At 34.5% G+C, this 13951-nt stretch carries 13 protein-coding genes; all 13 read right to left on the reverse strand.

Annotation, left to right across the window (positions count from 1 at the left end):
* Nucleotides 1–339: 339 nt before the first annotated feature.
* A complete protein-coding gene (locus R3X28_RS14565) occupies nucleotides 340–1557 on the reverse strand; it encodes a glycosyltransferase (protein ID WP_317665219.1) in 1218 nt (405 codons plus the stop codon).
* Between the two features lie 64 nt (nucleotides 1558–1621).
* Nucleotides 1622–2782, reverse strand: a complete 1161-nt coding sequence (locus tag R3X28_RS14570; protein ID WP_317665221.1) for an EpsG family protein — start codon at nucleotides 2780–2782, stop codon at nucleotides 1622–1624.
* 27 nt (nucleotides 2783–2809) lie between these two features.
* Nucleotides 2810–3862, reverse strand: coding sequence for a glycosyltransferase (locus R3X28_RS14575; protein WP_317665223.1), 1053 nt, complete (start codon nucleotides 3860–3862; stop codon nucleotides 2810–2812).
* A gap of 147 nt (nucleotides 3863–4009) precedes the next feature.
* Entirely contained in the window at nucleotides 4010–4720 is a 711-nt protein-coding gene (locus R3X28_RS14580; RefSeq protein ID WP_317665225.1) for an acyltransferase, read from the reverse strand.
* Nucleotides 4721–4745: 25 nt separating this feature from the next.
* On the reverse strand, nucleotides 4746–5963 hold the full coding sequence (locus tag R3X28_RS14585) for a glycosyltransferase family 4 protein (protein ID WP_317665227.1): 1218 nt from the start codon (nucleotides 5961–5963) through the stop codon (nucleotides 4746–4748).
* 58 nt (nucleotides 5964–6021) lie between these two features.
* The gene (locus R3X28_RS14590) at nucleotides 6022–7008 is read right to left on the reverse strand and encodes a glycosyltransferase family 2 protein (protein WP_317665229.1); all 987 of its coding nucleotides are present in this window, start codon (nucleotides 7006–7008) and stop codon (nucleotides 6022–6024) included.
* The gene (locus tag R3X28_RS14595; RefSeq protein WP_317665231.1) at nucleotides 7008–8507 is read right to left on the reverse strand and encodes an O-antigen translocase; all 1500 of its coding nucleotides are present in this window, start codon (nucleotides 8505–8507) and stop codon (nucleotides 7008–7010) included. The genes R3X28_RS14590 and R3X28_RS14595 overlap by 1 nt, the downstream gene beginning before the upstream one ends.
* Nucleotides 8500–9603, reverse strand: coding sequence for a DegT/DnrJ/EryC1/StrS family aminotransferase (locus R3X28_RS14600; protein ID WP_317665233.1), 1104 nt, complete (start codon nucleotides 9601–9603; stop codon nucleotides 8500–8502). Before R3X28_RS14600 ends, R3X28_RS14595 begins: the two co-directional genes overlap by 8 nt.
* A 146-nt stretch (nucleotides 9604–9749) precedes the next feature.
* The gene (locus R3X28_RS14605) at nucleotides 9750–9965 is read right to left on the reverse strand and encodes an acyl carrier protein (protein ID WP_317665235.1); all 216 of its coding nucleotides are present in this window, start codon (nucleotides 9963–9965) and stop codon (nucleotides 9750–9752) included.
* Between the two features lies 1 nt (nucleotide 9966).
* Complete coding sequence (locus R3X28_RS14610; protein WP_317665237.1) at nucleotides 9967–11034, reverse strand: ketoacyl-ACP synthase III; 1068 nt, start codon at nucleotides 11032–11034, stop codon at nucleotides 9967–9969.
* Between the two features lie 130 nt (nucleotides 11035–11164).
* Entirely contained in the window at nucleotides 11165–11407 is a 243-nt protein-coding gene (locus R3X28_RS14615; protein WP_317665239.1) for an acyl carrier protein, read from the reverse strand.
* A gap of 5 nt (nucleotides 11408–11412) precedes the next feature.
* Nucleotides 11413–13140 carry an HAD-IIIC family phosphatase gene (locus R3X28_RS14620; RefSeq protein WP_317665241.1) on the reverse strand — a complete coding sequence of 576 codons (1728 nt, stop codon included), beginning with the start codon at nucleotides 13138–13140 and terminating at the stop codon, nucleotides 11413–11415.
* A 223-nt stretch (nucleotides 13141–13363) separates the two neighbouring features.
* Nucleotides 13364–13936, reverse strand: coding sequence for a GNAT family N-acetyltransferase (locus R3X28_RS14625; RefSeq protein WP_317665243.1), 573 nt, complete (start codon nucleotides 13934–13936; stop codon nucleotides 13364–13366).
* Between the last annotated feature and the right edge of the window lie 15 nt (nucleotides 13937–13951).

Genomic DNA, 13951 nt, shown 5'->3' on the forward strand with positions numbered 1-13951 from the left:
TTTATTAGTGTTTTTTATGAAACATAATTAATTTTATTGTAAACATTTTCTTAATGTTGTTGATAAACATTAATGTGCCCTTAAAAAGACAATTAGTAGGATAGATAGTTTGATAGGTTTTTTGTGACACTGTTTATGAATAGCTATGGAAATAGCTTAATTTAGTATGGAATTAAAACTTTTATTATATCTAAATATTGTACATTTTAAAAATATTTAAACGTTTATTCATTTTAAATCGATATTAATCCTTAATTACATTTTAGGAAGTACATTAATCCATTTTATTTAAATCCAACCCATAAGCTATTTAACAATTATTAGAGATAAGGATTTTAATTAATTTTTATTATAACTATTAATGGTTTTCTTATAAATACCCATTAATGTGCTATAATGGCTTTTTGCTGCAAATTTTGTTTGGGCAAAGTTAATTCCGTTTAATTGCATTTGCTTATAATCTTCGATGTTTAAAGCAAAAGCTCGTTCAATGGTGTTTTTTAGGTCTTCAACAGACCCAGAATTAAAAATAAAGCCATGTTCAGAACGTACTATTTCTGGAATACCACCGATTTTCGCCCCTATAACGGGAGTCCCTAATTGTAGACTTTCTATCACGGTCATGGGATTGTTTTCGTACCATTCCGAAGGAATTACCGAAAAATTTGATTTTTCAATATTTGACCATAAAACATCACCTTTACAATATCCCAACAATTTTATATTATGCATTTTATTCTTTGAAAGGAAATCTTTTATTTCATTTTCCATAGGACCTGTCCCTACAATCTTTAGTGTTATGTTCGGAAGTAATCGAAGGGCCTTAAGTAAAGTCATAATGCCCTTTTCTTTGGATAGGCGTCCAAAGTATAATAGATTTCCATTTTTTTCAGTGTTGAGTTTACGATCCTCAAAATCTTTAAAATTGTAAAGTGTAGAAGACTTCTCTTTTAATGAAGGATAATATTCTACATGCTTATTCTTAATAAACTCACTTACCATTATAAAATGATCGATATTTTTTTTATAATCAAAAAAGATGTCTCTAAAATAGGATTCCATTGCAGAAACTGTGCTAAACAAGAAATTACTTTTATTGCATTTATATAGGGCTGAATTATAATATTTGCCTCCTGCGCATTTCTCGCATATTTTTTCATTGTTATTCAGCATTATATTGATTGGACAAAGTATGCGATAATCATGTATTGTCATTACGATTGGAATATTATTATCCTTTAAGGCTTTTATTACAGCATTTGTCAATTGCCCATAAAAGATGTGGACATGGGCTACGTCTGGTCTCTCTTTAGATATTAAACTTTTGAGGTTTAGAAAGGCCTTTTGAGAATAAAAGAAACGCGGTAAGTGGGTTAATCCGGTATTAAAGGGAGCTATAAAAAAAATGTTCTGGCCTTCTTTTTGGTTTTGTTCATCAGTGGTGCTAAAGTAGATAACTTCATTTCCGTTATTCTTTAACAATTTACCGGTGTTTAAATATACGGTGTCGGCACCTCCTCGGGCATAGTGGTAATTATTGATTAAAAGTATTTTCAAAATATAGTTGGTAAAAAGTTAAAATAATATAATTTAAAGATCAAAAAATTACTTTAAATAAGTGTCATAATGACGGTCTAATAAAAAGTAAATTTTCCCAATAGAATAGGTATTGGGTGTAAAAGTTGGATTTAATGAAAGCGTACCATATTAGGATATGAATTAGTACTATTCCCCAAAGTACAAAAAGATCAATAGGTCTTCTATTGGGTCTTTTCCATAAATAATAAATCAAATAGGCTGTAATAGGCAGTTGCATTACGATAAAATAGCGGGATGGGCGTTGCAAAAGCATACTTTGATAAGTTAGAAAAAATAATAAGGCCCCGATAAAAAACAAATTATAGAATTTAACAAACGATTTAGATGTGAAAAATTCCTTCATTTCTTTGCTATAAAAGATAGCAGTGACATAGATAACAAAAGGACCAAAATAGCGGGCTCCTTTGCTATAATTGGTTTGAAAATTGCTTAATACTTCGCTAAGGTTTCCATATCGTTCCCCGTATCCGATAAGATTCACCACATACTGCATTTGATCTATAAAAATGTCTATAAAAGAGGTTTCCCCTAAAAGAATCGCACTAAATAATAGTCCTAATTGTAGAGGAATACTCCTAAGAAAGCCTTTTTCAGGATAGGCGATAAAAAAAATAGGGATGAAAAGTAATGCCGATTTATGGAATAAATAAGCCATGAGGGTCAATAGGGCGTATTTAGGAAAATCCTTTTTATTGGCATAGGGAATAGCAGAAAATAGGATACACCAAGCAATACTTTGCCTTATTGCGTTCATCATTGTAAAATAAAATACGGTCATAATGACAAAGGCCAGTATCGGATATAAAAAACGTTGTTTTCGAAAAGCGTAATAGATAAAGAAAATCTGTATAAAGGCAAAAATGCCAAACATTAAGGTATAGTGAAAATCGGCATTCGCAAATAATTTCAGTAACCAAACAAATCCTGTTTCATACTCTGGAAAATGTAAATTATAGGGTTGTGATTTAATTCGGCCAAATATAAATTGATACGTAATGTAATCTACCCCGACTTGGTATCGTAATCCGCTTATTATGGCAAAAAGCAAAAGGGAAAGTAGTAATCCAGGTTCCAAAAAAGGGAATTTACCCTTGTATTTGTCCCTAGGTAAGGCAACGTATTTGAGGTTCAATAGAAACATTGCGATAAAGAGGCCGCCATATACGACAAAGCTTTGTAACATCTTTTTATGGGTGTAAAATAAGCTTAATTAACTTCGAAACCATCGGTACAGCAATAATAGGGAATTTATACTTTGGTTTCTGATCAAAGAGAAGATTATTCGTTGTTTTAAAGGCATCTCCTTTATAGGAAAGTTATCCATTGCATCCAAAATAGGATCATCGCACATTTCACGCACTAATAGCCTTTTACGAAAATAGGGAATATCTGCCTTTGCAATCCGATTTAAATTAAACTTAATATATCCGATAAAGAATTTATCCAGTCGGGTTTTATAAAGTGAGGGGACAACGTGCATGGCTTTTAATCGATTTTCAATGAGATAATAAAGCTTTTTCTGTCTCTCAAAGGAATCATCACGAAACGTTCTTGTAAGGGAACTTCCGTTATGACAATAATAATAGAAGGCTTGTGGAACAAATGCCAAATTTTGGGCCTTTGACAAATAATCCATATTAAAGATGATATCCTCGGAGAGACATTTACGTTCAGAAAGGAAACGGATTCGGTATTTTTCAATCAATTCCCTAGAATAGATACTAAAGCATGTTGACATCTCGTATTTTCGTTCTATTGGATTCGAAGGTTCTGTTGCAATCATGTTTAGTATCACATTATGGATCTCATCGGGAGAGGAAAGCAACTCGAGTTCAGGGATTTTGTAAACAGCTGTGGTTTTGAGGTTGTCATCCAATCTGGTGCATCCGGAATATACGGTATCCAAATCGTGTTTAACGGCGGTTTTATAGAGTATCTCATACATGTCCAAATCAACAAAATCATCGGAATCCAGAAAAGCAACGTATTGCCCGGTAGCGATATCCAGCCCTGAATTCCGGGCATAACCCAATCCGCCATTTTTTTTATGGAGGACTTTAATTCGGGAATCCCGCGCCGCGTAATCATCACATAATCGAGGACAATTATCCGGAGATTCATCATCGATCATTATGATTTCGATGTCTTCCAAGGTTTGCCCCAATAAAGAATCCATACAGCGGGACAGATAGGGTTCCACATTATAAATGGGTACAATAATGCTTACTTTTGGCAGCTTTCTAGTTGTAATATATTGGCTCATACTTTCTATGTGTTGAAATGTTTATGGATTTTTTGAGCTTTGAAATAACCATGGCTGTCATTTCCATAATTTGAGAATATTGGTTTTTAGAAGGGAAATAATTTTGTATTTAAAATTTCATGTAAAACGGAATGATACTTATTTTATCTATAAACCAGCTTTATTTAAAAAATCATCAAAACCATTAAATGGAGCCCTGTGATCATGTACCCAATTCTCATAAGCATCACCAAGTTGAAATTCTATAGGTAACATAGGGAATTTGGAAACCTCATTTCCATTAACGAACAAAGGGAATTCCTCCCAAAAGTCTTCTATTACCGGTCTCCTTCCAAATCGTTCCTTAATGCTACGGGCATAGGCAAAAGCTTCTTCAACTTGAAGTAATTTGCGCTTTTCAAAATATTCATCAATAGTACATATTACTTTGGCTGGTGAACCAGCAGCAATTGAGTTTGAAGGTATATCCTTGGAGACTATCGATCCGATTCCGATAAAGCAATTATCACCAATAGTAACATTTTTTAATACCGTACAATCCATCCCAAAGCTTACGTTATTTCCAATAACAACTTGCCCCGAGGAAGGAATGAACTCATTGAATTTTCTAATGAAAATTCTTGAAACAAAATCATGGGTAAGCAATTTAAAATTGTGATTAACAGCAACATTGTCACCTATTTTAACTAAAGAAGGTCTTGTTACATCAATTAGAATGGAATTAATATCTCCTTTAATGATAAAATTATCACCAATAGAAACTCCCTTGTCTTTTAAATATTGAATATAATGCCTTGAACCTAAGGTGCCAAGTCTTTTTCGTAAATGAAATATTTTATTTTTGATATATTCTGTCATAGCCTGTGCGCATTAGCTGTTAAAATCATTTAATCCCTCTATTCATATTATGAATCGTGGCTTTATAAAATGTTTCCAACTGGTCGACAATCATCTTTTGTGAAAAATGATTTTTTATTTTTTTCCTTGCATTGCTTTCAATTGATATACGCAATTGGTCATTGATCAATAATTTTTTCATCTTATCAACAATATCATCAACGTTTGTAGGGTCAACTAATAGCCCATCAAAATTATGCTTAATCATTTCTGGACCAGCTGAACGATTGGTAAATATTAAGGCCTTACCCCTGGCCATAATTTCTATAGCCACCATACCCATCGATTCAAAGTAAGAAGGAACAACCGCAAATTTGCATTGATCGATTTCCTTTCTAATTTGTTCCCTTTGTACATAGCCCCTGAACTCCACTCTATTCACATATTTTTCATTGACCAAGGACATTCCTTTATCCAACTCACCACCTCCAATCATAATTAATTTTATGTCTGGATATATTGTTGCAATAATATTAAAAGCTTTTATTAAAGAAAAGGCACCTTTCGTTTCGATAATTTTACCGACAAATAAAATGTTCTGAGTATTGATTTTATTAAAAGATTTATTTTCTAGGAAAAAAGAATCAATAGGATTGTAAATCATATTAACCTTCTTCTTATTTATGTTTAGTGTTTCTATAATGAATGTAGATATAAAATGACTTACCGCTAAATATACATCTGCACGTTTAAAATTAGCAGTGTCATTTGCTAAAGTGATAGGTTGTATTTTATCTTGATAGTATTCAAAAAAGGATTTGCAACCATGAACCCTTAATATGGTGGGAATAGGAAATCTTTTAAACTCAATAACCTTTTTTAAATTTTTTATCAGTTTTGTGAAATCAACCAATTCTATTAAGTCGATTTTTTCAATCTTAATCAACTCTAAGATGAAATCTTCGGTTTTTTTGATATTTAATTCGGACAGGTACGAAAAAATACCTGTTCGAGTTAGGAGATAATTAATATATTTCAAGAGTTTGTTGGGGACAAATTTAGAATAAGAAAAACACTTTAATCTAAATATTTTAACATCATTGATAATACTAAAATAGGGTAGGTTACAGGAATAATCATAATTACCCACCACAAAAATCTCATGCCCTCTTTTTACCAGCTCTTCTGCCACAATTTTTGTAGCGCTACCTATACCACCCGTTTTAGCGGGTGGGTATTCATCGCAGAAAAATAATATTTTCATTTATGAGTTTTTTTGGCCTATCTGGGTTTGAATTTACAATAGGTAAAATCTAAATCTTTCACTTTAAAATCTTCTTTATTTTGTTTATATAACTATTAAGAATGAAATAAAAGGAATATTTGTCGATTCTCTTAGTTAAATTATTTCTCTTGTTTTTTAATAAATGTATTATTATCAGGTATTTACACCAAAATACTAATTCCTCTTGATAATAAAGGATATTCCAAAAGCCTATTTTTGGATATACATAGGTTTTTCGAAAATCCCACATACATTGCATAAAGGTTGGATTATAAAAATCCTTTTCCCGATTGACCATACTATCGTGGTTAATTCGATATTTGACCAAGCAGGTATTGTTATAGTTTATTTTGTGTCCTCTTGAGGTCAGTTTTAACCACATCGGGAGATCTTCAAAGAACCGATAGCGTTCATCAAACCCCTCAACTTCATCCAATATAGCTTTATTGAAAAATACGGTAGGTGCAAAATTAAAACTCCCTTTAAGAAGGTATTTGTTCTGCTGGTTGGCATTAAGTGCAAAAAAAGGTATAAATTGTCCTAAGGGCAATAATGGATGGAGTTTTTCAGTACCATTGGAATCTACAGAGAAAGGTTGCATTTGCCCTGCTAAAACCGCCACATTGTTTTCATTGGTATAAGCAAGGCAATCACTTATGCAAGTGGGCAGAAGCATATCGTCCCCTGCTATCAATTTAATCCAAGATCCTTGTGCTGCCTTTAGACCTCGATTGCAATTGGCAGGGATTCCTGAATTTTTTTCCACACGGATCAATTCTGTACGAACAAAATTATCCTTGTTTTCAGCAAGCCAATGAGAGCAAATTTGTAAAGTGTCATCTTTGGAGCCGTCATCCGTGATAATGAGTTCACAATGGGTATACGTTTGATCCTTGGCGCTTTCTAAAGTTTCCAAAACATATTTGGCCGAATTGTAGGTGACTACAATAATGGAGACCAAGGGTTTATCCGGAAGTAATTGATTTTTGGGTTTTATTTCTTTTATTGACCTATCTATTGTCATTATTTCTTTTTAGTTATTTTCCCCAATAGTTCCTTAAGATCCATGCGTTTATCCAGTTCTTTAAACGAATACCAGGCCGAGAATAGTATAATTGGTGTCCCGTATATATAAGAATAGGGTAGGGGAGTGAATTTTATAATAAAAAAACAACTCATTGCGGATATGAATTGGATAACAAAAATTTTATGGAAATCAGTATTGAATTTAAATCCATATTTATACCTAGCTAATATAAAAACTTGAACTAGGTAAAGCACATAATTGATCAAGAAGGAGATGCCCAAGCCTTCCAATCCAAAGAGATAATACCCTAAAAGATTTAATCCGAGCCCATAGATGTTGGCGATCAATTCGTTCCAAAAAAATACTTTTGAGGCTCCCTTGGCCAGTAAAATAAAGGAAATGGACCAGCTGGCTGCCTTAAAGAACATGCCCAAAGCCATCCAATGTAACATGGAATCGATCGGGGCAAATTTTGTGGAATACAGTAAAATAACAACCCAATTGATAAAAATGATGAATACGGCCAATACAGGGGCTAAAATCAAAATGGCAATATCTGCCTGCTGGTTTATTAATAAAGTAGCCTTTTTATTGTCTTGGGCAACTCCTGAAAGCCTAGGGTAATAATCCGTAGCCATGGCCGTAAATACGAGACCGACATAGGTATTGATAATGGCAAAGGCCGCATTAAAGAATCCCACATCATCAACACCTCCGGTATTACTTATAAAAATTCGTACCACATAGGAAGAGCCTACGGTCATTATGCCACTTAAACTTAACATAAAACCCATAAGCATCATGCCTTTGCCCTGAGTTTTGGTTTCGCTTAAAGTAACCTGGATCTTTTGGATAGGTATCTTATTGGAAAAATATAGGTTGACAAGGAAGGTGATTATGGTGGTTAAAATCAAGGCAGGCACGATACCCCTAATTTCAAAATAATAATACAGAGGGAAGGATACCAATAACCCAAGGGCCGAACCGAACATGTTGGCCTTGGCAAGAAAGTTTAATTTACGCAACCCTTGTAGTAATACATTTTGCCCACTCGTCAACTGATTAAAAAGGAGGGTGATGGAAAGCCATAAAAAAGCAATGGTATAATCGCTATTTCCAAAGGACAACTCACTTAACCAGGGAGCAAGTATGAGGGTGATTAAAGCACCTAATAGGCCTGTAAACCATACCAAGCGCCTAACCACAACAACCACTTTAGAAATTTCCAAGTCATCCTTGGTTTCATTGGCGGCGGCAATATCCTTTACCGAACTAACTCCCAAACCAAAGTTGGTAAGAGAACCTATAAGGGCTGTGGTTGAAGTCAATAAGCCGGCGATACCCATACCAGTGGGGCCCAATAAAACGGCAATTACCTTAGATCTAATGATGGAAATAATGATGTTAAACACCTGTACCCCCCCAAAAATGGAGGTCGCTTTCATAATCTGTCGATAACCACCTACTTTTTCCGATTCATTATCGTTTTTAACCATTATATTTATTTACGGCGTCTACCACTTTTTCAATTTCAATTTCTGTCATCACTGCACTAATGGGTAAACTCAATACCTCTTCGTGTATGCGTTCGGTAATGGGAAGACGTAAGTGGTTATAATGGCTATAAGCCTCTTGTTTATGGGGGGGGATTGGGTAATGGATCAGCGTTTGTATCCCTTGTTCATGAAGGTGTTTTTGAAGTTTGTCGCGATTTTCAGTACGAATCACGAACAAATGCCAAACATGACCGTCTTTATGAACCACTTCTGGTAATACTATCGATGGGTTCGTAATGTTCTGTAGATAATAGTTGGCAACTTTTCTTCTTGCCGCGATGTCCTTTTTGATGTGTTTTAATTTTACACTTAAAAAAGCAGCTTGTATTTCATCCAGTCTGGAATTGAGCCCTTGATATATATTCTCATATTTTTTAATCGACCCATAATTTCCAAGCGCCTTAGTAATAGTGGCCAATTCCTCATCATTGGTGGTAATAGCCCCCGCATCACCAAGACCACCAAGGTTTTTGCCTGGATAGAAACTATGTCCCGCAGCATCGCCAATTGCCCCTGATATTTTGTCCTGCCATTGAGCTCCATGCGATTGAGCCGCATCCTCGATAAGTTTTAAACCATGTTTGGCACAAATATCCAACATCTGTTGGTCAATCGAAATTTGACCGTACAAATGCACGGTTAATATAGCCTTCGTTTTTTTGGTGATGGCAGCTTCGATTTTTGAGGAATCCAAATTGTAGGTCTTAAGATTGGGCTCTACAAAAACGGGAATCAGATCATTATCAGTGATGGCCAAAACTGAAGCTATGTATGTGTTCGCAGGAACAATGATCTCATCCCCTTTTTTGATAAGATCGAGTTCTATATATCCTTTAAGGATCATTCGTAGGGCATCTAACCCGTTAGCGACACCAATAACATTCTTGGCACCACAATATTCGGCATAATCACGCTCGAATGTAGCCAATTCAGCCCCCAATAAATACCAACCAGAGTCAATTACCCTTTGGGAAGCTTCCTTTAACTCAGTGGCAAACTGGGCATTGATTTTTTGAAGATCTAAAAATTTAATCACAAAATTTATTTTTTAAGGTTTAATAGCAAGGTGTTTTTATGTGCTTACATGCAACATTTAAAAATACTTTACTTGGAAAAATCAATAAGGGGGATTTTAAAAATTGACTAATGTGGATTCCTTATTTTTTATAAGTTCAAAATCTATTATCTCCTTGAGTCTATCAATTCTTTTAAGCCTTGAATGGTTTCTGCATTTTCTATTTCCTCAGCGGACAATGAGATATTATATTCACTTGAAAAATGGGCGATCAAGGCCAAATTGGTTAGTGAATCCCAAGTTTCGAACGAGGTGAGATGATCACTGAGTTCCACACTTTCGACGTCTAAAATTTCAGACATTGTGGCTAAATATTCTTCCATATTATTTATATTCAATTATTTTACAAAAGTTTAAATTCCCTATATCCATAAGCAGGGAGGACCAACTTAGGCCATTACCGAATCCAGCCATACAAATAAGGAAGGATTCATTTTTTAGTTTATCGCCAAGATTAAAGGAGATAAGCGCAGGTACTGTAACACTGGCTGAATTACCAAAGTTCTCAACGAGATTGTTGGGCATTTTTTCGTCGGAAACACCCATGGCATTGGCCAATTGTTTTACCATGAATTTATTGGGCTGGTGAAACATGAAATAATCCACATCGTCTTTGCTTTTACCGGCCTTTTCCAATAATGTATCGATCATTGGAGGTACTTCACGCTGAACAAAATTAAAAACATCATCCCCTTTCATGGAGATATGATCCAAGGCTTTTAAATTCCCTGCCTTATCTTTTTCTAATTTAGCCGTCTCATTGGAAGAAGGTAACTTGAATGCCCCAGCAGGAATGATCAAGGCATCTACACCTTGCCCATCCGCTTTAACCGCACCATAAATGCTATTCCCCGCATCATCATTTTCAACGATGGTTATTGCTGCTCCATCACCTGTTAAGGGGGCACTACTCCTATCATGTTTGGATACTTTGGTACTCATGATATCGGCATTTAAAACGACTACTTTTTTTATTTCCTCTTGTTCGAGTAGCATAAACGCCTTATTCAATCCAAATGAATAACCAGAGCACCCTTGGGTAATGTCATCGAGATAAATATCTTTTTTTAAGTCTAGCATACCATGAATCACATGACTTGTGGCCGGCATGAAATAATCCGGGGATTCTGTTACCAAAATTAGCGCATCAATATCGTCCTTTTGTAACAAGTTTTTGTCAAATAGATAATTTAAGCCAAATATACAAAGGTCTGAAACGGTAGTTCCTTTTTTGACTACCCTTCGCTTATTAAAGCCCATTACCAATTTTAATTTCATTGATTGTCGGCGGGTAAAATCATAATTCTCGATTTCATCTTCAAATTTGACTTCTTTTTCTGGCAAGATGGTCAGAATGCCGGTGATTTTCTTGTTCTTAAATTTTAAATTCATGATGCCTTTATTTAAAAGGGTTATTTTTTTTTGAAACGCGTTAGTTCTTCTTTAGTAAGGAGAGCCTTTATTGCTAGCCGGGGAACAAAATTAAATATTGAATACTAAATAATGATTTTTCTTAGTTGAATCAATGTAAATCATGGTTGATCGAATCAATAATTTCCCCAACATTGTTCCAATTTTGGATATCACTAGCCTTAAAGCGGAGATTGAAATGTTTTTCCATTGCATCAACCAATAACACGTGCATTAAGGAATCCCATTCGTCAACATCCGACGCTTGTGTATTTTCCGTAAGTGTAATCTCCTCATTGTCCAATGTCTCAATGAAAATCTGATTGATTTGTTTTAATATGTCGTTTCGTGTCATATAATCTATTCCTTAATTTTTATAAAACTTTTAATATTTTTATACTCATCTACCATGAGGGAGAAAAAAGCACCATTTTTTAGAAATCCCAAATCTGTATAATGGTCTTTTACCAAAACATTTTTAGCGGTGGGTATGTGTTCCCCTTTTAAGATTGTAAAACCGTTTTCTTTGGCGTAATCCACAATGGTGTTCAAAACGAATTTTTCCATGCCACGCTTTAAGACCCTACAGCTCATAAACCACGTGTCAATGAACAGTGTATTATGATCTTCTTTTTTCAGTATAATTGCGCAGATTAAGCCATTTTCGCCGAATTTATCATCTAAGGTAAAGGTAAACGTCGCATAATCATCGGATTTTGATATTCGTTCAATATCCGCTTCAGTATATCGTATTGTCCTAAGGTTGAACTGATTTGTCCTTTGGGATAATTGGGCTACCCTAGGTGTATTGAACTTGTTGAAAGGTTCAATCTTGGAATGCATTTCTAAATTCTTCAAGAAATCATCTTCACTAGTAAATTTTTGGAACTCCTTAACCCTTTCAGCTTCGATTTGGTATAATTTGGTTCTCTCTGAATCTTCACTGGAAAAGGACACTGTTTCAAAAAGATTCAAACTATATAAATATTCAAGATAATTGGCAGGGTCTTCAGGCAATTCGGGCACGGTGATTTCAGGAATGTTCTCCTTAACGATACTTCTTTCGAAAGGATTATCGTCTAAAAACACCATGGAATCGAAACCGATATTCAAGATGCTCTGAATCTGTCGAATGTTATCAACCTTATTGTCCCAATTTGCCTTAAAGACAGAAATATCCTTTAGACGTAAAACCATATCAGGATGTTTTTCAAAGGGCTCTTTTGCAATTGACTCAGTATTTTTACTGCAAACGGCAACAATAATACCGCGGTCCTTTAATTTTTTGACCCAATATTGAAATTCGGAAAAGGCCTTTCCGATACCCAAGCTTCCTATTTGAATATTCTCTAGTCCATCATCACCTATAACCCCACCCCAGGTTGTATTGTCCAAATCGAGGATTATACACTTCTTTATTTTACCATATAAAGCCCTGATCAGGTCAATGGTCTTATGGGCTACTTTGGGTAGAATGTCGATGCTTAAAACCATCTCCGTACTTATATAAAGGGAGGGTTGGAAAACGGTCGATTTACCTTTTTGGTTTTGAAGCGAGGAAATATCACATAGGAACAAATTGGGCTTTTCGGATGCCGACAACATGAGTTCAAAGTTCAGTTTCCTTAATTGGAATACAAATGAAGAAGGTGTCTTATTGGCATAATTTCCGAAAATAGAATCGTCGATTTCAGTATAATTATAATAAATGATTTTTGCCGAAAGATGATTTGTGATATTGTTGTAAATGGAATCTATGATCTCCAATTCATCGTTAGCCAAAGCTGAGTGTTTAGCTGGCTTGAGCTTATTGTATTTCCCCAATAGTTTATGGGAAGAACGAAATATTACAACGATGTCCGGTTTAAATTCGTAAAACTCGGAAGAAAGATCGAATACTTGCCGTTCTATTTGATTGAAATCCGCTTCCCAAAGATCGAAATTATATCCATAGTCATAGCCAGTGCCTTTTAAGGCTTGGCTCAAGAATTGAGTTGCGGTATCCCCCAAAATGGCTAACTTTATGGTCTTTAATCCAGAAAAGTCCTTTTTTAGGTTTTTTTTAATCTGTATGAAATTTTTCGCCATATCGGATGTTTTATCGATTGATTATCTTTTTTATGCTAACGCTAAATTTAAAAATATCATGTTTAGAGATTAATAAAATATAACATCCCAATTGCATACAAATTACGCTATAAATTGGAATTGATTACTAAAATCAGTTTACAGTAAGTTTAGTGAAAATCATCAAAATATTGTTTAGGGAAATGGATTTATTTATAAGTTACGGAATTCGATATTTATGAGATTATTTTTTGTCCTCTTTAAGAAATATTTTCAAATACTTTTTTCTTTGGGCATCCCAATCGTCATACTCTAATTCGAAATATTCACTTATTTCATCCTCTTTGATAAACCTGGGGTTAAAAGATTTGGTATATCTCATAACACTTATGTTCTTTTTCATGGTCGACATAGTAAGTGTCTTAAATCCAAGTTTTTCATAAGCTAGTGATTTAATGAACAAATCCCCGAGAACGGCTTCATTAGAAACAGCTTCCGGACCATATAACCAACTGCCATATTCGCAAATGTCCCCTGAGATATCATATAACCTATTTAAGCCCAATCTTGTTTTTTTGTCTTCTTTTAAACACATAAAATAAAGGTCCTTACCCTCTTTTTCCCTGATCTTATATTCTTTGAGCCAATTAATCTGGTCTTCGAGTTTGGAACTCGTCCTATTGATATATCTGGCTAATTTTTCATTGTTTCGCAACGAAAGAATGAATTCGGCATCTTCAATTTCAACCAATCTGAAATAACAACCATAGGCAGTTGTTGGCAAAATTTCATCTATTATTTTTTTTCTATCGATCATCGGTGTTTTTTTAAT

Source organism: Maribacter sp. TH_r10 (genome assembly GCF_033101095.1).
Taxonomy (GTDB): domain Bacteria; phylum Bacteroidota; class Bacteroidia; order Flavobacteriales; family Flavobacteriaceae; genus Maribacter_A; species Maribacter_A luteus.

What these genes read in the sequence shown, in the direction of transcription:
- R3X28_RS14570 (WP_317665221.1), bottom strand. Translation starts at nt 2,782, where the DNA reads ATGTTACAAAGCTTTGTCGTATATGGCGGCCTCTTTATCGCAATGTTT.
- R3X28_RS14575 (WP_317665223.1), bottom strand. Translation starts at nt 3,862, where the DNA reads ATGAGCCAATATATTACAACTAGAAAGCTGCCAAAAGTAAGCATTATT.
- R3X28_RS14580 (WP_317665225.1), bottom strand. Translation starts at nt 4,720, where the DNA reads ATGACAGAATATATCAAAAATAAAATATTTCATTTACGAAAAAGACTT.
- R3X28_RS14585 (WP_317665227.1), bottom strand. Translation starts at nt 5,963, where the DNA reads ATGAAAATATTATTTTTCTGCGATGAATACCCACCCGCTAAAACGGGT.
- R3X28_RS14590 (WP_317665229.1), bottom strand. Translation starts at nt 7,008, where the DNA reads ATGACAATAGATAGGTCAATAAAAGAAATAAAACCCAAAAATCAATTA.
- R3X28_RS14595 (WP_317665231.1), bottom strand. Translation starts at nt 8,507, where the DNA reads ATGGTTAAAAACGATAATGAATCGGAAAAAGTAGGTGGTTATCGACAG.
- R3X28_RS14605 (WP_317665235.1), bottom strand. Translation starts at nt 9,965, where the DNA reads ATGGAAGAATATTTAGCCACAATGTCTGAAATTTTAGACGTCGAAAGT.
- R3X28_RS14610 (WP_317665237.1), bottom strand. Translation starts at nt 11,034, where the DNA reads ATGAATTTAAAATTTAAGAACAAGAAAATCACCGGCATTCTGACCATC.
- R3X28_RS14615 (WP_317665239.1), bottom strand. Translation starts at nt 11,407, where the DNA reads ATGACACGAAACGACATATTAAAACAAATCAATCAGATTTTCATTGAG.
- R3X28_RS14620 (WP_317665241.1), bottom strand. Translation starts at nt 13,140, where the DNA reads ATGGCGAAAAATTTCATACAGATTAAAAAAAACCTAAAAAAGGACTTT.
- R3X28_RS14625 (WP_317665243.1), bottom strand. Translation starts at nt 13,936, where the DNA reads ATGATCGATAGAAAAAAAATAATAGATGAAATTTTGCCAACAACTGCC.